This is a genomic window from Arthrobacter sp. NPDC080082, assembly GCF_040686595.1.
Lineage (GTDB): Bacteria > Actinomycetota > Actinomycetes > Actinomycetales > Micrococcaceae > Arthrobacter.
In genome coordinates this window covers 167,873-191,557 of sequence record NZ_JBFBKQ010000007.1, presented here as the reverse complement: position 1 = coordinate 191,557, position 23,685 = coordinate 167,873, and the positions used below count along the sequence as shown (strand labels likewise).

The 23,685-nt window shown below is 69.8% G+C and carries 23 protein-coding genes and 1 riboswitch; of the genes, 21 read left to right on the top strand and 2 right to left on the bottom strand.

Annotated elements, in window-relative coordinates:
• Window positions 1–571: 571 nt before the first annotated feature.
• The 16 genes from AB0O44_RS15160 to AB0O44_RS15085 all read left to right on the top strand — a co-directional run bounded on the left by AB0O44_RS15160 (window position 572) and on the right by AB0O44_RS15085 (window position 14,427).
• Entirely contained in the window at window positions 572–1,405 is an 834-nt protein-coding gene (locus AB0O44_RS15160; RefSeq protein WP_364138795.1) for a flagellar hook-length control protein FliK, read from the top strand.
• A gap of 18 nt (window positions 1,406–1,423) precedes the next feature.
• Window positions 1,424–1,882: a flagellar hook capping FlgD N-terminal domain-containing protein gene (locus AB0O44_RS15155; protein WP_290258749.1), complete on the top strand. Its 459-nt coding sequence runs from the start codon at window positions 1,424–1,426 to the stop codon at window positions 1,880–1,882.
• Between the two features lie 30 nt (window positions 1,883–1,912).
• Window positions 1,913–3,088 carry a flagellar hook protein FlgE gene (locus tag AB0O44_RS15150; RefSeq protein WP_364138794.1) on the top strand — a complete coding sequence of 392 codons (1,176 nt, stop codon included), beginning with the start codon at window positions 1,913–1,915 and terminating at the stop codon, window positions 3,086–3,088.
• A gap of 222 nt (window positions 3,089–3,310) precedes the next feature.
• On the top strand, window positions 3,311–3,598 hold the full coding sequence (locus AB0O44_RS15145; RefSeq protein ID WP_290258747.1) for a flagellar FlbD family protein: 288 nt from the start codon (window positions 3,311–3,313) through the stop codon (window positions 3,596–3,598).
• Window positions 3,599–3,601: 3 nt separating this feature from the next.
• Window positions 3,602–4,423 carry a MotA/TolQ/ExbB proton channel family protein gene (locus AB0O44_RS15140; protein ID WP_290258745.1) on the top strand — a complete coding sequence of 274 codons (822 nt, stop codon included), beginning with the start codon at window positions 3,602–3,604 and terminating at the stop codon, window positions 4,421–4,423.
• Entirely contained in the window at window positions 4,420–5,289 is an 870-nt protein-coding gene (locus AB0O44_RS15135) for a flagellar motor protein MotB (protein WP_364138792.1), read from the top strand. The genes AB0O44_RS15140 and AB0O44_RS15135 overlap by 4 nt, the downstream gene beginning before the upstream one ends.
• Window positions 5,290–5,347: 58 nt before the next feature.
• Window positions 5,348–6,235 carry a flagellar motor switch protein FliM gene (locus AB0O44_RS15130; RefSeq protein WP_290258803.1) on the top strand — a complete coding sequence of 296 codons (888 nt, stop codon included), beginning with the start codon at window positions 5,348–5,350 and terminating at the stop codon, window positions 6,233–6,235.
• On the top strand, window positions 6,232–6,960 hold the full coding sequence (gene fliN / locus AB0O44_RS15125; protein ID WP_364138791.1) for a flagellar motor switch protein FliN: 729 nt from the start codon (window positions 6,232–6,234) through the stop codon (window positions 6,958–6,960). The genes AB0O44_RS15130 and fliN overlap by 4 nt, the downstream gene beginning before the upstream one ends.
• Complete coding sequence (fliO, locus tag AB0O44_RS15120; protein ID WP_364138790.1) at window positions 6,961–7,548, top strand: flagellar biosynthetic protein FliO; 588 nt, start codon at window positions 6,961–6,963, stop codon at window positions 7,546–7,548.
• Between the two features lie 77 nt (window positions 7,549–7,625).
• A complete protein-coding gene (gene fliP, locus AB0O44_RS15115) occupies window positions 7,626–8,414 on the top strand; it encodes a flagellar type III secretion system pore protein FliP (protein ID WP_364138855.1) in 789 nt (262 codons plus the stop codon).
• Window positions 8,411–8,686, top strand: coding sequence for a flagellar biosynthesis protein FliQ (gene fliQ, locus AB0O44_RS15110; RefSeq protein ID WP_290258740.1), 276 nt, complete (start codon window positions 8,411–8,413; stop codon window positions 8,684–8,686). The genes fliP and fliQ overlap by 4 nt, the downstream gene beginning before the upstream one ends.
• A gap of 1 nt (window position 8,687) precedes the next feature.
• The gene (locus AB0O44_RS15105; protein ID WP_364138788.1) at window positions 8,688–9,446 is read left to right on the top strand and encodes a flagellar biosynthetic protein FliR; all 759 of its coding nucleotides are present in this window, start codon (window positions 8,688–8,690) and stop codon (window positions 9,444–9,446) included.
• The gene (locus AB0O44_RS15100) at window positions 9,446–10,528 is read left to right on the top strand and encodes an EscU/YscU/HrcU family type III secretion system export apparatus switch protein (protein ID WP_364138786.1); all 1,083 of its coding nucleotides are present in this window, start codon (window positions 9,446–9,448) and stop codon (window positions 10,526–10,528) included. Before AB0O44_RS15105 ends, AB0O44_RS15100 begins: the two co-directional genes overlap by 1 nt.
• 40 nt (window positions 10,529–10,568) lie before the next feature.
• The gene (locus AB0O44_RS15095) at window positions 10,569–12,617 is read left to right on the top strand and encodes a flagellar biosynthesis protein FlhA (protein WP_364138785.1); all 2,049 of its coding nucleotides are present in this window, start codon (window positions 10,569–10,571) and stop codon (window positions 12,615–12,617) included.
• A complete protein-coding gene (locus tag AB0O44_RS15090) occupies window positions 12,595–14,067 on the top strand; it encodes a hypothetical protein (protein ID WP_364138784.1) in 1,473 nt (490 codons plus the stop codon). Before AB0O44_RS15095 ends, AB0O44_RS15090 begins: the two co-directional genes overlap by 23 nt.
• A 9-nt stretch (window positions 14,068–14,076) precedes the next feature.
• Window positions 14,077–14,427: a carbon storage regulator gene (locus AB0O44_RS15085; RefSeq protein WP_364138783.1), complete on the top strand. Its 351-nt coding sequence runs from the start codon at window positions 14,077–14,079 to the stop codon at window positions 14,425–14,427.
• On the opposite strand, the gene flgN is transcribed toward AB0O44_RS15085, so the two are convergent.
• Window positions 14,424–14,945 (bottom strand): flagellar export chaperone FlgN, encoded by a 522-nt coding sequence (flgN, locus tag AB0O44_RS15080; RefSeq protein WP_290258734.1) that lies wholly within the window; start codon window positions 14,943–14,945, stop codon window positions 14,424–14,426. The two genes, AB0O44_RS15085 and flgN, sit on opposite strands and share 4 nt — an antisense overlap.
• A gap of 216 nt (window positions 14,946–15,161) precedes the next feature.
• Between flgN and AB0O44_RS15075 the strand changes: the two genes are divergently transcribed.
• A complete protein-coding gene (locus AB0O44_RS15075) occupies window positions 15,162–15,980 on the top strand; it encodes a sigma-70 family RNA polymerase sigma factor (RefSeq protein ID WP_290258733.1) in 819 nt (272 codons plus the stop codon).
• 122 nt (window positions 15,981–16,102) lie between these two features.
• Entirely contained in the window at window positions 16,103–16,585 is a 483-nt protein-coding gene (locus AB0O44_RS15070) for a DNA starvation/stationary phase protection protein (protein WP_364138782.1), read from the top strand.
• 131 nt (window positions 16,586–16,716) lie between these two features.
• Here AB0O44_RS15070 and AB0O44_RS15065 read toward each other — a convergent pair whose 3' ends face one another.
• Entirely contained in the window at window positions 16,717–18,279 is a 1,563-nt protein-coding gene (locus AB0O44_RS15065; protein WP_364138780.1) for an MFS transporter, read from the bottom strand.
• Between the two features lie 67 nt (window positions 18,280–18,346).
• Between AB0O44_RS15065 and AB0O44_RS15060 the strand changes: the two genes are divergently transcribed.
• From AB0O44_RS15060 to gcvT, 3 genes are all read left to right on the top strand, one after another.
• Complete coding sequence (locus AB0O44_RS15060) at window positions 18,347–18,886, top strand: TetR/AcrR family transcriptional regulator (RefSeq protein WP_290258729.1); 540 nt, start codon at window positions 18,347–18,349, stop codon at window positions 18,884–18,886.
• Window positions 18,887–19,327: 441 nt separating this feature from the next.
• Window positions 19,328–19,425, top strand: a riboswitch (glycine riboswitch).
• A gap of 169 nt (window positions 19,426–19,594) precedes the next feature.
• Complete coding sequence (gene gcvP, locus AB0O44_RS15055) at window positions 19,595–22,456, top strand: aminomethyl-transferring glycine dehydrogenase (protein WP_364138778.1); 2,862 nt, start codon at window positions 19,595–19,597, stop codon at window positions 22,454–22,456.
• Between the two features lie 8 nt (window positions 22,457–22,464).
• Window positions 22,465–23,628 carry a glycine cleavage system aminomethyltransferase GcvT gene (gene gcvT / locus AB0O44_RS15050; RefSeq protein WP_364138776.1) on the top strand — a complete coding sequence of 388 codons (1,164 nt, stop codon included), beginning with the start codon at window positions 22,465–22,467 and terminating at the stop codon, window positions 23,626–23,628.
• The last annotated feature ends 57 nt before the right edge of the window (window positions 23,629–23,685 follow it).

The following is a 23,685-nucleotide window of genomic DNA, read 5'->3' as shown; positions in this document are numbered from 1 at the left end:
CCGCGGCGTCGCTTCCACTCCGAGCGATGAGGCCGCCGGCGCTGGTGCCGGAGCCTCTGCCGCTGCCGCCACGGCGCAGCCCGCTTCTCCGCAGGCCGTAGCCGCGCAGCCCGGGGCCTCGCAGGCCGGTGCGACGTCTTCCGATGCGGCTCAGGCCGCTGCGGCCACACCTGATCTGACCGGACCGGCGACTGCCGGCATTGTGACTGCTGATCCCCGTGCCGCGCAGTCCGCCGTCGCAACCGGCGGGGAAACGCCAGCCACCTTGCCTGCCCCGACAGCCGTAGCCGCCGACGCGCTCCGCCTGCCGGGGGCGCTCGCGCGCACCCTTGGCCAGGCCGCAGCACCGGCAGGACGCCCCACCGCAACCGGAGGGCAGGCAGCCGAACCTATCGCTGGCCTTGACGCTGCAGCGCCCGGTGCGGCGCCCGCGGCTCAGCAGTTCGCGTCAGCCGCTACCGCTGCCGGGGAGGCAGGTGCCCGTCCCGGCTCCGCAGCCCCGGGTCACCAGCCGGAGAGCGCTGCCGCCGGAGCCGTTGCCGCGGATCCTGCCGGCGGGGCCACCACCCAAGTGACCGCACCGTCCAGCCTCGGCGCGGGTCAGGACCGGACCGGCGTCGTGAGCGCCGCAGGAGTGGCCGCGGCCGCGCCTGCCGGGGCCCCGGCGGGCGCCGCATCCGCGGCAGTGCCGGCCGCCGTCGCCACGGCAGTGCTGGCTGCGCAGCCGGTTCCCGCGGCGGCTGCCGCCGCCGGCGCACCCGCCGCACAGGACGCTTCCGGAACGCCGGCCGCCGTGGCTCCCGCCGTCGACGCTTCGGCCGCTGCAGCCTTCGCCGGTGCAGCCTCTGCCCCCGCCGCGCCGTCCGCCGTCCCGGCGTCGGCAGCACCCGCTCCCGCCCCGCCCGCCGCGCCGCAGCCGCCGCTTCTGCCCCAGCTGGCCAAGCCGCTCTTCACCCTCGCCGCGGCCGCGCCCGGGCAGCACATCATGACTCTGAAGGTTTCCCCCGAGGACCTGGGGCCGCTCACCGTCCGCGCCCACATCGACGCGGCCGGCGTGAGAATCGAACTGTTCGCACCGGCGGAGGCCGGCCGCGAGGCGGTGCGTAATCTCCTGCCGGAACTGCGGAAGGAACTCGCAGGCGCCGGCTTCGGTGCCAGCCTGAACCTCTCGAACCAGAGCGGCCCGCCGGCAGGGGGCCAGGACGGGGCCCAGCAAAACCGGCCCGACGCCTGGCTGGGCGGGGGACAGGACCCCGGCCGCAGCGGATATGGGTCCGGTGGAGGCCAGGACACCCCGGGCGCCCGCCGGCCGGGCCACCGGTGGGACGACCTGGCGGACGAATCCTCGCTCCGAACCGCCCGGATCCTGAACGGTCCCCAGACCACCCTCGACATTCTCGCCTGACACGAAGGAACGCGACCCATGACGATCCAGCCGATCACCCCGCAGTCCGTTACCCCTCAGCCGGTCACCCCGCAGGCTGTCGGGGGAACCTCCACACCGGCGTCATCCGTGCGCTCACCCGTCCAGACCATGGACGCCAATGTCTTCATGACGCTGCTGGTGGCCCAGATGAAAAACCAGAACCCCAGCGCCCCGATGGACACCAACCAGATGATGAGCCAGACCATCCAGCTCTCCATGATGGAAAAGACCACCGAGATGACCACCAACAGCAAGGAAGCGTTCTCGCTGCAGATGCGCTCCGCCGCCGCACAGCTGGTGGGTCACAACGTTGATTACACCCTCAGCGACGGCACCACCGGGACCGGCCTCGCCGGCTCCGTGTCATTCGCAGGCAGCGTGCCGACCGTCAAGGTTGGCACCCTCTCCATTCCGCTCGATTCGATTTCCGGCATTACGGCGCCAGCCGCCTCCTAATCAGCTCTTCCCCGTAGAAAGGCAGTTCCCATGCTCCGCTCGCTGTACTCCGGAATCTCCGGCCTCCGTGCCCACCAGACCATGCTCGACGTCACCGGCAACAACATTGCCAACGTCAACACGGCGGGCTTCAAGTCCTCCACCACCCAGTTCCAGGACACCCTCTCCCAGATGACCCAGGGTGCCTCCGCACCGCAGGGCCAGACCGGCGGCAGCAACCCGGCGCAGATCGGCCTGGGCGTCCGCGTGGCAGGCGTCAGCACCAACTTCTCCCAGGGCTCCTCGCAGAGCACCGGACGCGCCACGGACATGATGATCTCCGGCGACGGCTTCTTCATCACCAACAAGGGCGGCCAGCAGCTCTTCACCCGCGCCGGGTCCATGACCTTCGATGCGAACAGCCAGCTGGTCAGCCCCGACGGCGCCATCCTGCAGGGCTGGACCGCTAACGGCGGCACCGTGGACCCGGCCGGTCCGATCGGCAACATCACGCTGAACCCGAACACCATGGTGGCCACGGCCACGAAGAAGGTCACTCTGGACGGCAACCTCCCCAGCGACGCGGCAGTCGGCAGCCCCGACCTTGAGCGTGTCGTCAAGGTTTACGACGCCACCGGCGCTGCCCGCGACGTGACGCTTACTTTCAGCAAGACCGCAACGGGATGGAACGCCTCCGGGGCAGACAAGAATGGCGCGACCGGCAGCATCACGCTCAACCAGAACACCGATGGCACCCTGACGCCCAGCGGTCCCTTCCAGCTCGGCGCAATCTCCATCGATCTGTCAAAGGTCTCCGGATATGCGACGATGAACTCCCTCACCGTCGCAGGGCAGGACGGCTCCGCGGTCGGCAAGCTCGAATCCTTCACCCTGGGCAACGACGGCTCCCTGATCGGATCCTTCAGCAACGGCACCAAGCAGGTGCTCGCCAAGATCGCGCTGGCCAAGTTCACCAACCCGGCGGGCCTGGAGAAGGCGGGCGGTTCCTCTTACGTCGCCACCGCCAACTCCGGCAACGTCCAGCTCGGTGCGGCCGGCGACCCCGGCATCGGCACCCTGGCCGGCGGATCCCTGGAAATGTCCAACGTGGACCTCTCCCAGGAGTTCACCAACCTGATCGTCGCCCAGCGCGGTTTCCAGGCCAACGCCCGCATCATCACCACCTCGGACGAGGTCCTGCAGGAGCTCACCCAGCTCAAGCGCTAGCATCGCCGTCGTCGTTGCCCTATCACTTACCGCGGCCAAACCGGCCGGATAACAGCGGCAGGTGATAGGGCAACACGGCGTTGCCGGGCGGTCGAGCGCACGGGGAGCGGGGTCCGGGAACGCCCCTGCCTAACGAACGGGCCCCGCCGGCCGACAGTGAAGGGAGAACACCCGTCCCGCCTGTCCGCCCCGGCCAGGCCGTCCCCAAAGCAGAATCGGCCCATGATCGTCGTCACACGCCTCAACGGAACGCGCTTCGCGGTCAACCCGGACCTGATTGAACGGATCCACGAGAGCCCGGATACCCATCTGGTCACGCTCGACGGCGCCGCCTACGTGGTGCTGGAAAGCCTGGCCGAAGTGGTCGAACTGATCGCCGACTACCGCGCCTACGTGTTGAGCAAGGCCCGGGACTTTCCCGCGGTGACCGGCTATCCGCTGAGCCTGGTCCCGGACGCGGAGACGGACGACGACGCCGGCTCGCCGGACCCCGAAGCACCGAGGAAGTAACCCATGGATCCCGCAACAATCATCGGAATACTCCTCGCCTTCGGTGCCGTGATCAGCATGGTGTTCATCGAAGGCGGCAACATCACGTCGCTGCTGCTGCCCGGGCCCATGGTCCTGGTGTTCGGCGCCACCCTGGCCGTCGGCCTGGCCGGCAACACGCTCAAGGACGTCATCCAGGCCTTCAAAGCCGTGCCGGCAATGTTCATGGGCAAGACCGCCAAACCGCAGGAAAGCATCGACCAGATGGTCCGCTTCGCGGAGAAGGCCCGCGCGGAGGGCCTGCTCTCCCTCGAGGAGGAGGCCGCCAGCCTCAAGGACCCGTTCCTCGCCCGCGCCCTCCAGAACATCGCCGACGGAACCGACGCCGAAGACCTCCGCGTGCAGATGGAGGACGAGATCGACACGAAGACCCGCAGCGACCACGCGTCCTCGAAGTTCTTCGCCAGCCTGGGCGGCTACGCCCCGACCGTGGGCATCGTCGGCACCGTCGTCTCCCTGACCCACGTCCTCGAGAACCTCTCCAAGCCGGACGAACTCGGCCACATGATCGCCGCGGCCTTCGTCGCCACCCTGTGGGGCCTGCTCTCCGCGAACTTCATCTGGCTGCCCTTCAGCTCCCGCCTGGCCCGGCTCTCCGAACTGGAAATCGAACGCATGACCCTGGTGATGGAGGGCATGCTCGCCGTCCAGGCCGGTGCCCAGCCCCTGCTGCTGGCCGAACGGCTCCGCTCCATGGTGCCCGAACACCAGCTCAAGAGCGCCGGCTCCGGCAAGAAGGCCCCCAGCGGCGACGGGCTGGCCGCCAGCCTGGACGACGCGGCGTGAGTTCCCGCCGTCGCGGGCGCAAGAAGCCCGAGGCACACCACGTCGACGAACGCTGGATGGCCTCCTACATGGACATGGTCACCGTCCTGATGTGCCTCTTCATCGTGCTCTACGCCATGTCCACAGTGGACGCGAACAAGTTCGAAAAGCTCCGCAACTCCCTGGCCACCGGCTTCGGCACGGTCGCCACCCAGACCGTGGACACCGCGGAGGGCACGGTGGTGCCGCCCGACTTCGTCGACAAGAACCTCGAGGCCTTCGCCGCCGCCTCCAGCCCGGCGTCGGCCCCGGCCTCCACGCCGCCCTCCATTCCCGCGACCGCGCCGGCGGACCAGGCCCAGCAATTGGAGGAAGCCAAGAAGGAAGTGGACCGGCTGCGCGCCCTGCAGGAGAAGATGAAGGCCGGACTCTCCGCCGCCGGACTGACCGAGAACGTCGAGTTCCAGATCGATCAGCGCGGGCTGACCGTGAAGCTGATCGGTTCGCAGGCCTTCTTCGCCCCGGACCGGCCCGAGCTGACCGACCGTGCCACCCAGGTCCTCAAAATCATCTCGCCCATCCTCGCCCCGGCCGGGCTGGAGATCATGGTGGAGGGCCACGCCGCCAACGGCATCACCGCCTACCCCTCCACCTGGGAACTATCCTCCGCCCGGGCCGTCAACGTGTTGCGCTTCATGGTGGACCGCGGCAGCATCCCGCCCGAGCGGATCGGCGCCGTCGCGTTCGGCTCGGCCCGGCAGGTCAACGACGACTCGACGCCGGAGCTGATGGAACGCAACCGCCGCGTGGACATCGTGGTCATCTCGAACGAGCCGGAGACCGTCCGGGCACTTATCCCCGAGGCACTGAAACTCACCGAGAAATAGGCGCCGCCGCAGCCTTACCGGCCCGGTTCCCTTGCCGATAGTGGCATCCGTGAGTGTTATGGATGAACGGGAAGTGGCACGGGAGCGGACCGTCAGCGTCTATGACTTCCGGCGTCCCGCGACGCTGGCGCGTGAGCACAGCAGGGTCCTGGAGCTCGCCTTCGAGACTTTCGCCCGGCAGTGGGGTACCCAGCTGACCGCCAAGGTGCGCGTCAAGTCGGTGGTCCGGCTCGAGGACGTGCGGATGCAAAGCTACGACGAGTACGCCGCGTCCCTGCCGGCGGTGACCGCCATGGTGCTCTGCGCCGTCGACACCCAGGACTCCAAGCTGGTGGTCCAGTTCCCCGCCCCAGCCGCCCTGGGCTGGATCAACCGGATGCTGGGCGCCTCCAATGACACGGCCATGCCGGACCGGAAGTTCACCCAGATCGAGCAGGCGCTGGTCAAGGGGCTGATGGATGAAGCCCTTGAGGACCTCGGCTACTCGCTGGGGCCGCTGCTGAGCGAAGCCATCAAGGTGGACACCGTCCAGTACAACTCCCAGTTCGCCCAGGCCGCCGCGCCGAGCGAGCTGATGATCGTCGCCGCGTTCATCATCAACGTCGGCAACATCAGCGCTCCCGCCACCCTGGCCGTCCCGGCGGCGCTGCTGCTGGGCCGCTTGAAGAAGGTCAACCCCACGGACAACCGCGGCGACGCCGCCGCCAGGGTCAGCTCCCAGCTGGAGCGGGTTCCGGTGGAACTTTCCGTACGGCTCGCCACCTCCTACGTCACCCCCAGCCAGGTGCTGGGCCTCGCCGTCGGCGACGTGCTGACCCTCCCGCACCTGGAAAACCGGCCCTTTGACCTGACCCTGGACGGCACGCGGCTGGCAACGGCCGCTCCCGCCCGCAACGGGTCCCGGGCCGCTGCAGTCATTGTCACCATCGAGGAGAACCACCAATGAGCATGACCCTGACCAAGCACGAATCGTCGGCGGAACGGCTCGTCGAGGAGCTGCCCAGCCCGGTGGCCCTCAAGGTAACGGCCCTCGTCCCGGCGCGGGCCGCCGTGGCGTACGCCCGGCAGGCCGTCACCGCTACCTTCGTCGGATCCGTCACCGCGGACCTGGCCCTGATGCTCAGCGACCGCACCTTCCTGGACGAGGCGGCGGGCGGGATGGCCGGCGGCCGCGGCGGCGTCGTCTCCGTCACCGACGTGCTCCGCCCCGCGATGGAGGCCGCCAGTTCGGTCTTCGGCGCCGGCGTGCTCTCCGACCTGCGGGAATCCGACGCCTCCGGCCTGCTCACGGACCCGGACACGGCCGTGTTCGAACTCTCCGACGGGACCAACCCGGCCGCCTGGTTCGCGGTACGCCTGCGCGAACACGGCGGAGGCCAGGACCGCGGCGGCGACCTCTTCGGCGGCGGCGACACCGTGGCCGGCCGCCTGGGCCGCATCAACAACATCGAAATGGCCCTGACCGTGGAGATCGGCCGCACCCGGATGTCCGTCCGGGACGTGCTCTCCCTCGAACCGGGCAAGATCATCGAACTGGACCGCTCCGCCGGTGCCCCCGCCGACGTCCTGCTCAACGGCCGCCTGATCGCCCACGGGGAGGTCGTGGTCCTGGACCAGGACTACGCCGTGCGCATCACCCGGATCCTCGACGTGGCCGAGGGACTTAGCTGAATGGACTCGCTGATCCTTGGGCTGCGGGTAGTCGTAGCCCTGGGCGCGGTGCTGGGCCTGATCTCGGTGCTCCAGCGCCGCCTGGGCAAGGGCCCGGGACGACGCCGGGCTGACGCCACCCTGAGCGTGGTGAGCCGCCAGAGCGTGGGCCAGCGCGCCTCCGTGGTGGTGGTCGACGCCGGCGGGCAGCGCTTCCTGCTGGGCGTCACCGACCATGCCGTCAACGTCCTGCACACCGGGGAGATCCCGGAGGAACCGGTGGAGGCGACCGACGCCGAACCGCGCCGTGGTGCCGCCGGCGCCTTCGCCCAGATCCTCGCCGCCACGGGTGCCAATGGTGCCACCGGGGCCGCCGGCGCAACCGCCGCGCCCGCCGCAACCGTCGCCGCGGACGCTCCCGTCCCCGGCGTCCCCGCCGCGGAGCTCCCGCTCTCCCGCCGTAGCTCCATGCACCGCGACGGCCACCCCCGCACCGCCGCCGGCCGCCCCACCCCGGGCACCACCCACCCGCCGCTGCAAGGGTCGATCCTCTCCGGATCCACTTGGAAGCAGGCCGCCGCCGCGCTCAGGAGCGGACGCCGCAATTGATCCGCCCGCTCACGTCCTCCACGCTCCAGCCCGCACCCGCCGCCGTCGACCGCTTCCAGAAAATCCTGGCCCTCGGCCTGGCCGCCGTGCTCCTGGCCATCCTCATCCTGTGGCTCAACGCCGCCGCCGGCCACGCCGCGCCGGTGCCGCCGACGCCCCCGGCAACCCCCTCCGCCCCGGCGACCCCTGACACCGGCAGCGTCAACATCGAGATCAACGGCATGGACGGGAAGCCCTCCAGCGCCGTCCTGACCCTGATCGGCATCACGCTGCTCTCCGTGGCACCGGCGCTGCTGCTGATGATGACCTCTTTCACCAAGATCTTCGTGGTGCTGGCGATGACCCGGAATGCGCTCTCGCTGCCCTCGATCCCGCCGAACCAGGTCCTGGCCGGGCTCGCCTTGTTCCTCTCAATCTTCGTCATGTGGCCGGTCATTAACGAGATGAACACCACCGGCGTGCAGCCCTTCCTGAACGGCACCATCGACTTCAACGGCGCGCTCAACGCTGGTTCCGTGCCGCTGCAGCACTTCATGCTGGCGCACACCCGCGAGGAGGACATCGCGCTAATGACCCGGGCCGCGGGGATGGAGAACCCCGCCAATCCGGACGCGGTGCCGCTGCAGACCCTCATCCCGGCGTTCATGATCTCCGAGCTGCGCGCGGCCTTCATCATCGGCTTCGTCATCTTCATCCCGTTCCTGGTAATCGACCTGGTGGTCTCCGCCGCCCTGATGTCCATGGGTATGATGATGTTGCCGCCGGTCATGATCTCGCTGCCGTTCAAGATCCTGCTGTTCGTCCTGGTGGACGGGTGGGGCCTGATCATCACCTCGCTGATCCAGAGCTACGCGGGATCCGGATGAACGCCAACGCCGTCCTGGACATCTGCCTCCAGGCCATGATCGTCGCCGCCAAGCTCTCCGCCCCGGTGCTGGTGACCGCGCTGGTGGTGGGCCTCGCCATCTCGCTGCTGCAGTCCATCACCCAGCTGCAGGAAGCCACGCTGTCCTTCGTGCCCAAGCTCGCCGCCGTCGCCGTGGCCCTGCTGGTCTGCGGCCACTGGATGATCACCGAGATGGTCTCCTTCACCAACGACCTCTTCGCCAAGATCCCCGGACTGCTCGGGGGCATGTGAGGTGGGCATCCCGATCGACCAGACCTGGCTGGAAGTCCTGCTCCTGGCGAGTGTCCGGATGACCGCGTTCCTGGTGGTGGCACCGCCGTTCGCGCACGCGGCCTTCCCCGCGCGGATCAAGGCGATGCTGGGCGTGGGCCTCGGCCTGGCCGTCACCAGCCGCGTCTCCGGCAGCTACACCGCCAAGGACACCGCGGGGTTCTTCACCGCCGTGGTCCTGGAACTGGCCACCGGTCTGGTCCTGGGCTTCCTGGTGCTGCTGGTCTTCGCCGCCGTGCAGTCCGCCGGCAGCCTGATCGACCTGTTCAGCGGCTTCCAGATGGCCCAGGCGTTCGACCCGCAGATGATGGTCAACGGCGCGCAGTTCACCCGCCTGCTGCAGATGGCTGCCCTGGCGCTGCTCTTCGCCTCCGATGGCTACCAGCTGGTCATCGCCGGACTCACCGGCAGCTTCACCGCGCTGCCCCTGGCCGGCGGGCTCGATCTCGCCCAGCCCGTCCAGGCCATGACCTCCGCCGTGACCGGGATGTTCCTGGCCGCGGTGCAGATTGCCGGGCCGCTGCTGGTGGTGCTGTTCCTCGCCGACGTCGGGCTGGGCCTCCTGACCCGCGTGGCGCCTGCCCTGAACGCGTTCTCGCTGGGCTTCCCGCTGAAGATCATGCTCACCCTCTCGCTGGCCGCCTTCCTCTTCCTTGCGCTGCCGCGGATCGTGTCCACCCTGGCCGGGCAGGCCGCCAAGACGGTGCTGGGGGTGGGCTGATGGCTGATTCACAGGAAAAAACCGAGCAGGCCACCGACAAACGGATGCGGGAAGTCCGGTCCAAGGGCCAGCTCTCCCGCTCACAGGACCTCACCGCCTGGCTGGCCGTCGGCGCGGCCGCCGTGATGATCCCGGCCACCATCCAGAGCGGCGCCAACTCCGCCGTGGACCAGCTCTTCAGCGTCCGCTCCGTCATGGCGGACCCGGACCCGGCAAAGGCGCTGAAGGCCCTCACCGACGGACTCGGCTCCGTCACGGGCATCATCACCCCGATGCTGGTGGTGGTGTTCCTTGCGGTGCTGATCGGCTCCGCCCTTCAGGGCGGCATCCACGTCAAGAAGTTCAAGGTCGACTTCGAAAACTTCAACCTGCTCAACGGGCTCAAGCGCAGCTTCGGCACCCAGGCGCTCTGGGGCGGGGCGAAGGCGCTGCTCAAGGTCGCCGTCGTCGGGCTGGTGCTCTACTCCGTGGTGCAGGGGCTGATCCCGGTGCTGCTGACCGCCGGCGGCCTGCCGGTCTCCGGCGTCGTCGCGGCGGCCGGCGGCGGCGTCGCCTCGCTGGTGCAGTTCGCGGTCTTCGCCGGCATCGGCCTGGCGGCGGTGGACTTCTTCGTGGTCATGCGCCGGAACCGCAAGAAGACCCGGATGTCCAAGAAGGAAGTCCAGGACGAGAACAAGAGCAGCGAGGGAGACCCGCTGATCCGCTCCCAGCGCCGGGCACGGCAGCTGGCGATGAGCCGGAACCGCATGATCGCCGCGATCAGCGACGCCGACGTCGTCCTTGTCAACCCCACGCACGTCGCCGTCGCGCTCAAATACGAGCCCGGCAAGTCAGCCCCGCGCGTGGTGGCCAAGGGCGCCGGCCACGTCGCGGCCCGCATCCGCCAGGAAGCGGAGGACAAGCGGGTGCCGATGGTGCAGGACATCCCGCTGGCCCGGGCCCTGCACGGCGCCTGCGAACTGGGCCAGGAGATCCCGGTCGATTTCTACCACGCCGTCGCCGGCGTCCTGGCCTTCGTCATGTCGCTCAAGGCCCGCGGCTCCGCCGCCGGGCTGCACCGGATGGCGGGAGCCACACTATGAACCCTCGTTGCTGCGCACGCCCCAGTGAAAGGACCGCGTCATGAACAACAGGCTCGCCCGGCTGGCGGTGCCCATCGGCATCGTCGGCATCGTGCTCCTGCTGGTGGTCCCGGTCCCGGCACCGCTGCTCGACTTCCTGATCGTCTGCAACATCCTGCTGGCGCTGCTGGTGCTGCTGACCAGCATCTTCGTGAAGAAGCCGCTGGACTTCTCCGTCTTCCCCTCGCTGCTGCTGGTGGCCACCCTGTTCCGGCTGGGCCTGAACGTGGCCTCCACCCGCCTGGTCCTGGGCAACGGTTACGCCGGCCAGGTCATCGAGGCCTTCGGCAAGGTCACCGTGGGCGGTTCCATGATCATCGGCGCCGTCGTCTTCCTGATCCTTGTGGTCATCCAGTTCGTCGTCGTCACCAAGGGCGCCGAGCGCGTCGCCGAGGTGGGGGCCCGCTTCACCCTCGACGCGATGCCCGGCAAGCAGATGGCCATCGACGCCGACCTCAACGGCGGCCTCATCACGGACACCCAGGCCCGCGCCCGCCGCGCCGAGGTCTCCGCCGAGGCCGACTTCTACGGCGCCATGGACGGTGCCTCCAAGTTCGTCAAGGGCGACGCGATCGCCGGCATCATCATTATCATCATCAACTTCGTCGGCGGCATCGCCATCGGCATGCTCCAGCGCGGCCAGCAGATCGGCGACGCGCTGGGCACCTACGGTCTCCTGACCATGGGCGACGGCCTGGTCACCCAGATCCCGGCGCTGCTGATGGCGGTCTCCACCGGCATGATCGTGACCCGGTCCAACGCCGAGGCGGACATGGGCCGGACCGCGTCCACCCAGCTGCTGCAGTCCCCGAACGCCCTGATGATCGCCGGCGTGGCCGCGATGGCCATGGCGCTGATCCCCGGCATGCCGCCACTGCCGTTCATCCTGGTGGGCGCCGGCCTGGTGCTGGCCTCGCGCCGCACCGTCGCCGCGCAGCGGCAGGCCGTCCAGGCCAGTGAGGCCGAGGCCGCCGCCCTGAGCGCCCCCGAACAGGACCCGAACGAGAAGCTGCTCGAGGAGATGCGGATCCACCCCGTGGAGATCCTGCTGGCCCCGGACCTGGTGGACATGGTCTCCGGCGCCTCCGACGACCTGCTGGCCCGGGTCCGGTCCCTGCGGCACAAGATCGCCATGGATCTGGGCCTGGTCATCCCGCCGGTGCGGACCCGCGACAGCGTGGACCTGCCCCCGGCCACCTACGCCATCCGCATCGCCGGCGTGGAGGCCGGGCGGGGGAGCGCCCCGGCCGGGCAGATGCTGGCCCTCGGCGATTCCCTGGAGTCCCTGCCGGGCGTGGCGATGATCGAACCGGTCTTCGGCCTGGCCGGCAAGTGGATCCCCGCCGAGATGCGGCACAACGCGGAGATGACCGGCGCCACCGTGATCGACCGCGTGTCCGTGCTGGTCACCCACCTGTCCTCGATCGTCACGGCCAACGCCGCCCGGCTGCTCTCCCGCGAAGACGTCCGGGTTCTCACCGAGGGCGTGCGGAAGCAGAGCCCGTCCGCCGTCGAGGAACTTACGCCCGCGCTGCTCTCCCTCGCCGAACTGCAGCGGGTCCTGCAGGGCCTGCTGGACGAGCAGGTTCCGATCAACGACCTCGCCCGGATCTACGAGGCGCTCACGCTCCGCGCCAAGGTCTCCACCGATCCGGAGTCCCTCGTGGAGGCGGCCCGCCAGTCCCTGGGCCCGGCACTGACCGCACGGTTCATGGACGGACCGGTGCTCAACGTGATCATGATCGACCCGCTGCTGGAGCAGTCCATGCTGGAGGACATGCGCCCGGCCGAGGGCGGCAGCCAGATCGTCATGGGCCAGGACCGCCTCGACGCCGTGCTCCGCTCGGTCCAGAACGCCATGGACTCCGCGGCGGCCGCCAACCGGCAGCCCGTGCTGGTCTGCGCACCCGCCCTGCGCCCGGCCATCCACCGGCTGATGGGTGCCCAGCCCGGGTCCCTCCCGGTGCTCTCCTACCGGGAGGTCACCTCCGCCAATGTCCGGATCGAGACCGTAGGAGTCGTGCGCCATGCCGAACCGCTATCGGCTTAAGGGGGCCTCGCTCGAGGAAATCCAGGCTAAGGCCCGGGCCCAGTACGGCCCCGCGGCGCGGATCGTCTCGGCCGAACGCGTCATCAGCCCGGGCATCGCGGGCATGTTCGCGGCCAACCGCTACGAGGCGGTGGTCGAGTTGCAGCCCCGGCACGACGTCGTCACCGGTGAGGTGCTGCCCGACGCCGACGTGTTGAACGCCGACGGCGACGGCGCGCCGGCCGCCACCGTCGACAGTGTCCCGGCGGCCCCGGCCCCGGCGTCCGCGACGTCTGCGGCGCCTGACTCGTCCTCGCCGTCGGTGCCGGCCGCTCCGTCCGTGCCGGGCGCCCCGGCCGCTGCACCTCAACCGGCGTCGACGGCGCCGAGCGCGTCCCCGGCAGCCCCGGCTGCCGAGGAGCCCGGCCGCAAGTCCCGCCGCAAGGCCGCCAAGGCGGCCAAGTCCGGCCGGGCAGCGAAGACTGAGCCCGCCGGTTCCGCCACGCCGGCGCCGCCGGCGGGCGCCGCCGGGGGAGCCGCCCCGGGGCCCGCCGCTTCTGCTGCCGCCCCCGGCGAGCAGGCCCGGGTATCCGCCCCCGGCCATGCCCTGCAGGGCGGCGCCATCGCGGCCCTGCTGGCCGAGGCAGATGCCGCCGAGATGACCATGCACCGCCCGGCACAACCGGCACTGTCCACGGAGACGCCCGGCTTCGCCGAATTGCTGAATCAGCTCGGCTCCGGGCTGCAACCGCCGTCGGCCGCCGCCGCTCCGGCACCCGCGCGGGCGCCGCAGCCCGCCGGCGCGCCGTCAGGCGCACCCGCGGGATCCGCACCCGGCGCCGCGGCAGCCGGTGCCCGCACCGCCGCCGTGAGCCTGCTCGGGCCCGCCGAACCGGCCGAAAGTGCTCGCCGCACCGAGGAACGGTCCGAGGCGCCCGCGGCTCCCAAACGCATCCCGGCTCCGGTTCCACTGCGCGGCACCGGAGACCTGGTGGTTCTGGTGGGCCTGGGCGACGACCCGCTCGACACGGCCCTGGACATGTCCATCGCCGCGGGCGGCGCGGACGTGCGCACCGCGGGCGAGCTCAGCGCCTACGGCCACCTGCACCTGGACGGGCGCCAAAGCGCGACGGCGGCCCGCGCCCACGCCGTGGAAACCGAACAAACGGTCATTGCGGCCTTCGGCCTCGGCAAGGGCCGGCACGCGCTGGCGCGGCTCCAGGCCCTCGCGGCCCTTTCCCCGGACCAGGTCTGGGTGGTGGTGGATGCCGGCCGGAAAACCGCGGACACTGCCCGCTGGATCAACCTGGTCCGGTCGCGGCTGGAGATCGACGCCATGGCCGTCGTTGGCGCCGCCTACACTTCCTCGCCGGAGACCGTCGAGGCACTGAACATCCCGGTGGGATGGATCGACGGGAGGCCGGCCGGTCACCCGCTTCCATGGGCCGCCGCAGACGGCAGCGAAGGGTAGATTGAGAGCATGCTGGTACTCACACGCAAGCCGGGCGAACAGATCATGATCGGCGACGGCATCGTCATCACTGTTCTGGAGGGCCGCGGCGACGGCGTCCGGATCGGCATCGAGGCACCCCGCGGTGTCCCGATCCAGCGCCGTGAAGTCATCGAGGCGATCGCCGCGGCGAACCTCGCGGCCGCCCAAGCGGGAGCCGACGACGGGTCCGGCACCGAGGACGCGCTGCGCGGCCTGCTCGCGCCGGCTCCCGCACCCGCCACGGCGGTTCCGTCAGCACCGGTTCCCGCCACACCGGTACAGTCCAACCCAGCCACACCGGCATCCGATGCCGAACCCGTTGCCGGCGCCAACGGCTAGAGCGAGTTCGCGTCGTCCCCGAGGTACTGGGCCATCAGCGGCTGTGCGGCGCGCCGGGTGATGGTCAGGGCACGTTCGATGTTGGCGGCCAGCGTCAGCTGGTCGAGCATCGCCTCGGAGCTCGCGGCCGCCGGCGGTTCAAGCCCCAGGAGAGCAGTTTCGTTAGTGGCGGAGGCAGCGGCGAGCCGCCGGAGCAGGGCCCGCAACCCGTCGAGGTGATCTTGCAGGACCGCGGGCCACGCGCCGGGCGGCGCGGCGGCGATCAGCTCTACTAAGGTGGCCTGCGCCGGGAGGCCCCACTCACCGGCCACGGCCGCGGATTCGACGTTGCGGGCCAGCGCCTCGAAGCGGAGCCGGTCCAGCACGGCTTCGATTTCGGACGAGGTGAAATTCAGCCAGGCGAGGTTGCCGGCGGCCAGATGGAGGCGCTGCGTTTCGAGCCGGAACAACAGCAGCTCAAGCTGCCGGCGTTCCTGCCACAGCGCCGCCGAAAGATCCCCCGCACCCATGGGCCCCATTCCCTTGCCATCCCGGCCGTATGACGGCTTTCCGCATTTTCGGCCAAGCTTTTTCCTGAGGGTACACGCAGATTCCGGATCAGGTGATAGGTTTCGATCTGGGTGCTGCACCCGACCGTCGAAGACCGACTCCCATGGGGGGAGCACGGGGCCGTTTGGGGATGCGGCTTCCGCTGTTTTACAGCTCCTGAACCGGTCTCATGGGGGGACACACTATTGAATCGCGTGGAACGCAACGAGATGGTCACTCAGCACCTTCCGCTGGTTGGCTACCTCGTCTCAGATTTGTGCTCGAAGGCGTCCCACCTCTCGCGCGATGACCTGGCGTCGGCTGGTGCCGTAGCCCTGATTACCTCGGCCGATTCCTTCGACCCCGAGCTCGGGGTTCCCTTCGGCGCGTTCGCCCGCCGCCGCATCCTCGGCGCATTTGCCGACGAGATGCGTGCCTCTGACTGGGCGACGCGCTCGGCACGCCGCCGGATCAAAGAGACCATGTCGGTTCAGGAGACCCTGGCCTCCGCCCTCGGACGGACCCCCACCGTCGACGAGATCGCCGCGGCCCTCGGTGTCCAGCAAAGCGTCGTGGAGGCAGCGCTCGCGGATGCCTCGCGCACCCTCACCCCGCTGGACGACGCCGTCGTCGATACCCTGGCCGCCGAAACGCTGTCCCCGGAGAGCTCGGTCCTGGCCGACGAGCGGCTCCAGTACCTGCGCGCCGCCGTGAAGTCGCTGCCCGAGCGGATGCGCTACGTGGTGGAGGAGATCTACTTCGGCGACCGGACCGTCAAGGACCTCGCCGCGGAACTCGGCTCCACCCACGCCGCCGTCTCCCAGCAGCGCGCCGAAGCCATCCGGCTGATGCGCGACGGTCTCACCGCGCACTACGCCGACGACCCGGACCGCGGCTTCGAGCCCGAATCCCGGATCACGCCTCGGCGCCGCAACGACTACCTGGCCCAGCTGTCCGAGGCCACCGCCGGCGGGATCACGCGGGCGATATTCCCGCAGGGACCCGCGCTGAATCAGGCCGTTTAGACCCCGAATCCAGCTTAGTAAGTTCACTTACTAAGCTAATCGTGAAAACCCTCCCTGCCGTCTCCTGCCTGCGGTAGCGTCTGTGGCATCAGCCCGTCCAGACGCTCCACCAAGGAGGATTCATGAAAGCAACACCCACCCTCGCAGGCAATATGCAGGCCGTGCTCGTGGACCTGATCGAACTGCACGTCCAGGGCAAGCAGGCGCACTGGAACATCGTCGGCACCAACTTCCGCGACCTGCACCTGCAGCTCGACGAGATCATCGACGCCGCCCGCACCTTCGCGGACGAGATGGCCGAGCGCATGCGGGCCCTGCATGCCCTCCCGGACGGCCGCAGCTCGACGGTGTCGAAGACCACCGCCCTGCCCGAGTTTCCCACCGGCCTGATCAACACCAAGGACGCGATCGAGAAGATCGTGGCCGCGCTGGAGGCCGCGGTCGGCACCATGCGCAAGGTGCACGACGAGGTGGACGAGGAGGACCCCACCACCGCGGACCTGCTGCACGCCTTCATCGCCAAGCTCGAGCAGTTCGCCTGGCTGGTCAACGCCGAAACCATGCGGGCCACGGCCTCCGTCACGACGCCGGACGCCGGCAACTAAACCGGAACACACACGGAGCAGCGTCCGGCCCCGGGAGTCCGGCGTCGGACGCTGCCGTTTTTTGGGCTGGCGCCGGGCCGCTGGTGTCCTCTGGGGCGTCCGAGTCAGTGGGCGTGGGTCAATGGGCCCGGTCAGTGCGCCCGCGGCACCCGGCGGAGGACGACGGCGGCTAGCACGGCGGCGCCGGCCATCAGGACCAGCGCAATCGCCGCGGTGATGTGGACACCCGAATCGAACGCCGCGCGCGCGGCGGTCATCACGGCGTCGGCCAGGGGCCCGGGCAGCGTCCCGGCCAGCTCCGCCGCCCCGGCCAGGGTTTCCCGGGCCTGGCCCACGGCGGCCGCGTCGGCCTGGGGGAGGCCGGCCGGCAGGACCAGATTCCGCTGGTAGGACGCGGTCAGGATGGAGCCCAGCACGGCCGTGCCCAGCAGCGACCCGACCTCATACCCGGTCTCCGAGATCGCCGACGCGGCGCCCGACTTTGCGGCCGGGGCGGCGCCGAGGATCAGGTCGTTGGAGATGGTCTCGGCCGCCCCCACACCCAGGCACAGCACCAGGAGTGCCGCCAGCAGCATAGCGGGCCCGGAACTGTGGCCACCGAAGGCCACCAGCGCGTACCCGGCGGCGCTGAACAGCAGGCCGCCGGCGACGACGAACCCGGGCCGGACCTTCCGCACCAGCGGGACCACCAGCAGCCCGGCCGTCACGGTCGCGGCCAGCGCGGGCACCATCGCCAGCCCGGACTCGGACGGTGTCTGTCCCTCCAGGAGCTGGAGGTGCTGGGCAAGGAAGAGGATGAAGCCGTTGTAGGAGAACAACGCCAGGACGTTGGCCGTGATGGCCGTGCTGAACACGGGATTGCCGAACAGGCCCAGATCCAGCAGGGGAGCGGTGGTTGCGCCCGCGGCAAGCCTGCGCTGCCGCCGGACAAAGGCGTACCCCATGACCAGCCCCGCGCCGAGGGCCGCCAGCGGCACCGGGCCCGCACCCTCCACGGCCAGCATCTTGATGCCGTAGACGGTCGGCGCCATGGCCAGCATGGACAGCGCGATGCTGGGCAGATCCACCGGCCCGGGGTTCGGGTCCCGGGATTCGGGGATGAAGGAGGGCCCGAGCAGCAGCAAGGGCACGATGATGGGAACCGCCATCAGCAATACCGCGCCCCACCAGAGGTGCTCCACCAGCCAGCCGCCCAGCACCGGACCCAGGGCCGCGCCGCCGGAGAAGCCCGCTGCCCAGATGGCCACCGCCAGGCGACGCCGGTTCGGTTCCGGGAAGATGTTCCGGATCAGCGACAGCGTGGAGGGCATCAGCATGGCCCCGAAGAACCCCAGAGCCGCACGGCCGGCCACCAGCCACTCGGGGCCGGGGGCGAATGCCGTCGCGGCGGACACTGCCGCGAAGCCGGCTGCGCCGGTGAAAAGCAGCCGCCGGCGGCCGATCCGGTCCCCGAGGCTGCCCATCGCAACCAGCAGGCCTGCGAGCACCAGCGGGTACACATCGACCATCCAGAGCAGCTGGACGCCGGTGGCATTCAGGTCCCGGGCGATCGCGGGCAGGGCAAAGGTCAGTGCGGTGTTGTCGACCGCCACCAGGAGGACCGGGAACATCAGCAGCGACAACGCCAGCCAGTCCCGCCACGGCGCCCGGGAGCGCGTCGCGGGATGCCCGGCATCAGGAAGCAAGGTCTTCATCCGAATAACTGTACCGTCTGGACGGTATAGTTAAGAAATCCGGCGCCCACCGGGCATGATGGGAGCCATGCCCAGGAAACCCGTCGCCCGCGAGGCCGTCCTCGACGCCTTCGAATCTTTGCTCATTGCCGAGGGGGAGCGGGCCGCCACCCTCGACGCGGTGGCAAAGCGGGCCGGGGTCTCCAAGGGCGGCTTGCTGTACCACTTCCCGAACAAGGAGGCCATGATCGCGGTCCTCCTGGAACGGCTGGACCGGCTGCTGGCCGAGGACCTGGCCGCCATGGCCGCGGCGCCGGAGGGCGCCGCCGCCTACTTCATTAGGTCTTCGGTCTGGGCTGATACCGCCCTGGACCGGGTCTTCGTCGCGGCCACCCGGCTCGCCGAGGTGGCGCACGCCGAGACCCTGCGCCGCATGGCCGGTGTGCAGGCCAGTTGGCTGGAACTGCTCGCCGCCGACGTCGGGCCCGGAATGGCCAAGGCTGTGCTCTACATGGGGGACGGGCTGTATTTCAACGCCATGCTGGCCCGCAGTGCGGGTGCCACGCCGCTGGCGGTGGACGACGACGTCGAGAGCCTCCTCGCCGCCGTCGACCGCCTCCGCCCCTAAGGACGCTCCCTCACGTCCGGCACCTCTCCAGTGGACGATCCCTCACGTCCGGCGTCACTCAACGGGACGCTCCCTCACGTCCGGCGGCACTCCAGCGGATGCTCTCTCACGTCCGGCGTCACTCCAGCGGACGCTCCCTCAGATTTGGTGCTTCTCCGGCGGTCGCTCCCTCACGTCCGGCGTCACTCCGGCCGACGCTCCCTCACGTCCGGCGTTCATTTGAGGGACGCACCCGCAAGTCGGGTGAGCGGGCTTTCTGGAATTAACCTCCGAACCTGAGGGAGCGTCGTGGAAATGTAAGCCGGAGGTGAGGGAGGGTCGCGGGAAACCGCGCCGAAAGTGAGGGAGCGTCGGGCGGGGAGAAATGAAGTTTGCGGAGGCGGGCTCCGGCGTAGGACAATGAATGCTGTGACCATGGTCACGAGCAACTGAATATGCCTTTGATCTGCGGCGGGAGAGTCCTGCCAGTAGTACACGCAGGCGCCGTAGGAGCAAATCCTCCCCAGGAATCTCTCAGGCCCATGTACCGCCGCGGCGAGGCCACTCTGGAAAGCAGCGCGCCACAAGTCCCCCGGGATGCCGCGCTCACCGACGGTGCAAGCGGGACCCCGCCAAGGGTCCCGCGGAAACTCTCAGGTCCAATACAGAGCGGGGAGGAACCCGAATCACTGCGGCGTACCCTGCGCCGCCTTAGTTATGGAGTTCCTTGTGACCGTTACCTCAGCCTCCACGTCCTTCGTCGACAGGCATATCGGCGCCCGCCGCCAGGCCGACGTCGAGACCATGCTCAAGGCCGTCGGCTACGACACCGTTGACGCGCTCGTTGACACCGCCGTTCCCAAGGACATCCGTCAGGACTCCGGCCTGGCACTGACCGCCGCGCTGAGCGAGGTGGAGGTCCTGGCCGAGCTGCGCAAGCTCGCCGCCAAGAATAAGACCGCCGTGCAGATGATCGGCCAGGGCTACTACGACACCGTCACCCCGGCCGTCATCCGCCGCAACATCCTCGAAGCCCCGGCCTGGTACACCGCCTACACCCCGTACCAGCCCGAGATCTCCCAGGGCCGGCTCGAGGCCCTGCTGAACTTCCAGACCATGGTCCAGGACCTGGTGGGCCTGCCGATCGCCAACGCCTCGCTGCTGGACGAAGCAACCGCCGTCGCCGAGGCCGTGCTGATGATGCGCCGGGCCAACAAAAATAAGGACGCCCGCGACGGCAAGACCGTCATGGACGCCGACTGCCTGCCCCAGACCATCGCGATCGTCAAGGGCCGCGCCGAGGCCCTCGGCTTCGAGGTTGAGGTCGCCGACCTGTCCAAGGGTCTCCCGGAGGGTGCCATCAACGGCATCGTGCTGCAGCAGCCCGGCGCCTCCGGCCGCGTCCTCGACCACTCCGCCGTGATCGCCGAGGCCAAGGAACGCGGCGCGCTCGTCACCGTCGCCGCTGACCTGCTGTCCCTGACCCTGATCACCCCTCCCGGCGAGCAGGGCGCGGACATCGCCGTCGGCTCCGCCCAGCGCTTCGGCGTACCGCTGTTCTTCGGCGGCCCGCACGCGGCCTACATGGCAGTCCAGAAGGGCCTGGAGCGCTCCATGCCCGGCCGCCTGGTAGGCGTCTCCAAGGACTCCGCCGGCATCCCCGCCTACCGCCTGGCCCTGCAGACCCGCGAACAGCACATCCGCCGCGAGAAGGCCACCTCCAACATCTGCACCGCGCAGGCGCTGCTGGCCATCGTCGCCTCGTTCTACGCCGTCTACCACGGCCCCGACGGGCTCAAGGCCATCGCCGAGACCGTCCACGGCCACGCCCGGACCATCGCCGCATCGCTGAAGGCCGCCGGCCTGGACGTGCTGCAGACCTCGTTCTTCGACACCGTCACCGTCTCGGTGCCGGGGAAGGCCGCCGAGATCATCGCCGCCGCCGACGCCAAGGGCATCAACCTGCGTTCCATCGACGCCGATACTGTCGGCATCTCCGCCGATGAGGCCACGACGACGGCGATCGTCGCCGACGTCGTCGCCGCCTTCGGCGCGAGCGTGGCCGACCCTGCCTCAGGCACGGATACTGCCTTCGCCCTGGACTCCGCCGTCGAACGCAGCTCCGACTACCTCCAGCACCCGGTCTTCAACACCCACCGCTCCGAGACCCAGCTGCTGCGCTACATCCGCCGTCTCTCGGACCGCGACCTGGCCCTGGACCGCACCATGATCCCGCTGGGCTCCTGCACCATGAAGCTGAACGCCACGGCCGAGATGGAAGCCATCTCCTGGCCGGAATTCGCCTCCATCCACCCGTTCGCCCCGGAATCCCAGACCGCCGGCTGGCGCGAACTGATCGATGACCTCGAAGCGCAGCTGACCGAGATCACCGGCTACGACCAGGTCTCCATCCAGCCGAACGCCGGATCCCAGGGCGAGCTCGCCGGCCTGCTGGCCATCCGCGGCTACCACCTCTCCCGCGGCGACGAGCAGCGCAACGTCTGCCTCATCCCGGCCTCCGCGCACGGCACCAACGCCGCCTCCGCGGTGCTCGCCGGCATGAAGGTCATCGTCGTCGCCACCGACTCCGACGGCACCATCGACCACGCCGACCTGCAGGCCAAGATCGAGCAGCACAAGGACGCCCTGTCCTGCATCATGATCACCTACCCGTCCACGCACGGGGTGTACGACGCCGACGTCCGCGAGGTCTGCGACGCGATCCACGCCGCCGGCGGGCAGGTCTACATCGACGGCGCCAACCTCAACGCCCTCGTCGGCCTCGCCCAGCCGGGCCAGTTCGGCGGGGACGTCTCGCACCTGAACCTGCACAAGACCTTCTGCATCCCGCACGGCGGCGGCGGACCCGGCGTCGGCCCGGTCGCCGCCAAGGCCCACCTGGCACCGTTCATGCCCGGCAACGCGGCGGATCCGGCCAACGGCGCTGACAACACCCCGATCTCCGCCTCCCGCTACGGCTCCGCCGGCGTCCTGCCCATCTCCTGGGCCTACGTGAAGCTCATGGGCGGCGAGGGCCTGACCGAGGCCACGAAGTCGGCGCTGCTCGCGGCCAACTACATCGCGGCCCGCCTGAACGACTCCTTCCCGGTGCTCTACACCGGCGAGGGCGGCCTGGTGGCGCACGAGTGCATCCTGGACCTGCGCGAACTCACCGCCAAGACCGGCGTCACCGCCGAGGACGTCGCCAAGCGCCTGATCGACTACGGCTTCCACGCCCCCACCCTGGCGTTCCCCGTGGCCGGCACCCTGATGGTCGAACCCACCGAATCCGAGGATCTCGGCGAGATCGACCGGTTCATCACCGCGATGATCGCGATCCGCGCCGAGATCGACCAGGTCGCCCACGGCGACTTCACCGTCGAGCACAGCCCGCTGCGCAACGCCCCGCACACCGCGGCCGCGACCATCAGCACGGACTGGGACCGTTCCTACTCCCGCGAGCAGGCCGTCTTCCCGGTCCACACGCTCAAGCAGGACAAGTACTTCCCGCCGGTCGGCCGGATCGACGGCGCCGCCGGGGACCGCAACCTGATCTGCTCCTGCCCGCCGCTGTCCGAATTCGAAAACTGAGGCCACCGATGACTGAGAACTACACCGCCCTGTACGAAGAGCACAAGAAGCTCGGCGCCTCCTTCACCGACTTCGGCGGCTGGCAGATGCCGCTGAAGTACGGCTCCGAGCTCGCCGAACACCACGCCGTCCGCGCCTCCGCGGGCCTGTTCGACCTCTCCCACATGGGCGAGGTCTGGGTCACCGGCCCCGAGGCCGCGGCCTTCCTCGACTACGCCCTGGTTGGCAAGATCTCCGCCATGGCCGTCGGCAAGGCAAAGTACTCGCTGATCTGCAACGAAGACGGCGGCATCATCGACGACCTCATCACCTACCGCCGCCCGGCGGGGGCCGACGGTACGGACGCCTTCCTCGTGGTGCCCAACGCCGGCAACGCCAAGGTCGTCGCCGCGGCCCTGGCGGAGCGGGCCGGTTCTGCCCGGGAGGGCGGCTTCGACGTCACGGTCCGGGACGCGTCCGCCGAGATCTCGCTGGTCGCGGTCCAGGGCCCCAAGGCCGAAGCCATCCTGCTCCGCCTGGTTCCCGCCGCCCAGCACGAACTCGTCACCGGCCTGAAGTACTACGCCGCCGTCGAGGTGCCCTTCATGGTTGCCGGCGCCGGCAAGGACCTGCTGCTCGCCCGTACCGGTTACACCGGCGAGGACGGCTTCGAGATCTTCGTGGACAACGACGACGCCGCCGCCCTCTGGCAGGCGTTGATCGCCATCGCCGAGGAGGGGGAACTGACTCCGGCCGGGCTCGCCTCCCGTGACTCCCTGCGGCTGGAGGCCGGCATGCCGCTCTACGGCAACGAACTCTCGCTCCAGGGCGATCCCTTCGCCGCCGGCCTCGGCCCCGTCGTCGCCCTCTCCAAGGAGGCCGACTTCGTCGGCAAGGCCGCGCTCGCCGCCAAGAAGGACGCGGGCGCCGGCACCACCACCGGCCGCCGCCTCGTCGGGCTCAAGGGCCTCGGCCGCCGCGCCGGACGCAGCCACTACCCGGTCCTCAAGGACGGCGCCGTCGTCGGCGAAGTCACCTCCGGCCAGCCCTCACCCACCCTGGGCTACCCGGTGGCCATGGCCTACGTCGACGTCGCTTACACCGAACCCGGCACCGCCCTGGACATCGACCTGCGCGGCAAGCCCGAACCGTTCGAGGTCGTCGCTCTGCCGTTCTACAAGCGCCAGAAGTAACACTCCGTGGGCGCGCCCTCCAGGGGTGCGCCCACACGTTAGGCTTTTTACCCTCTA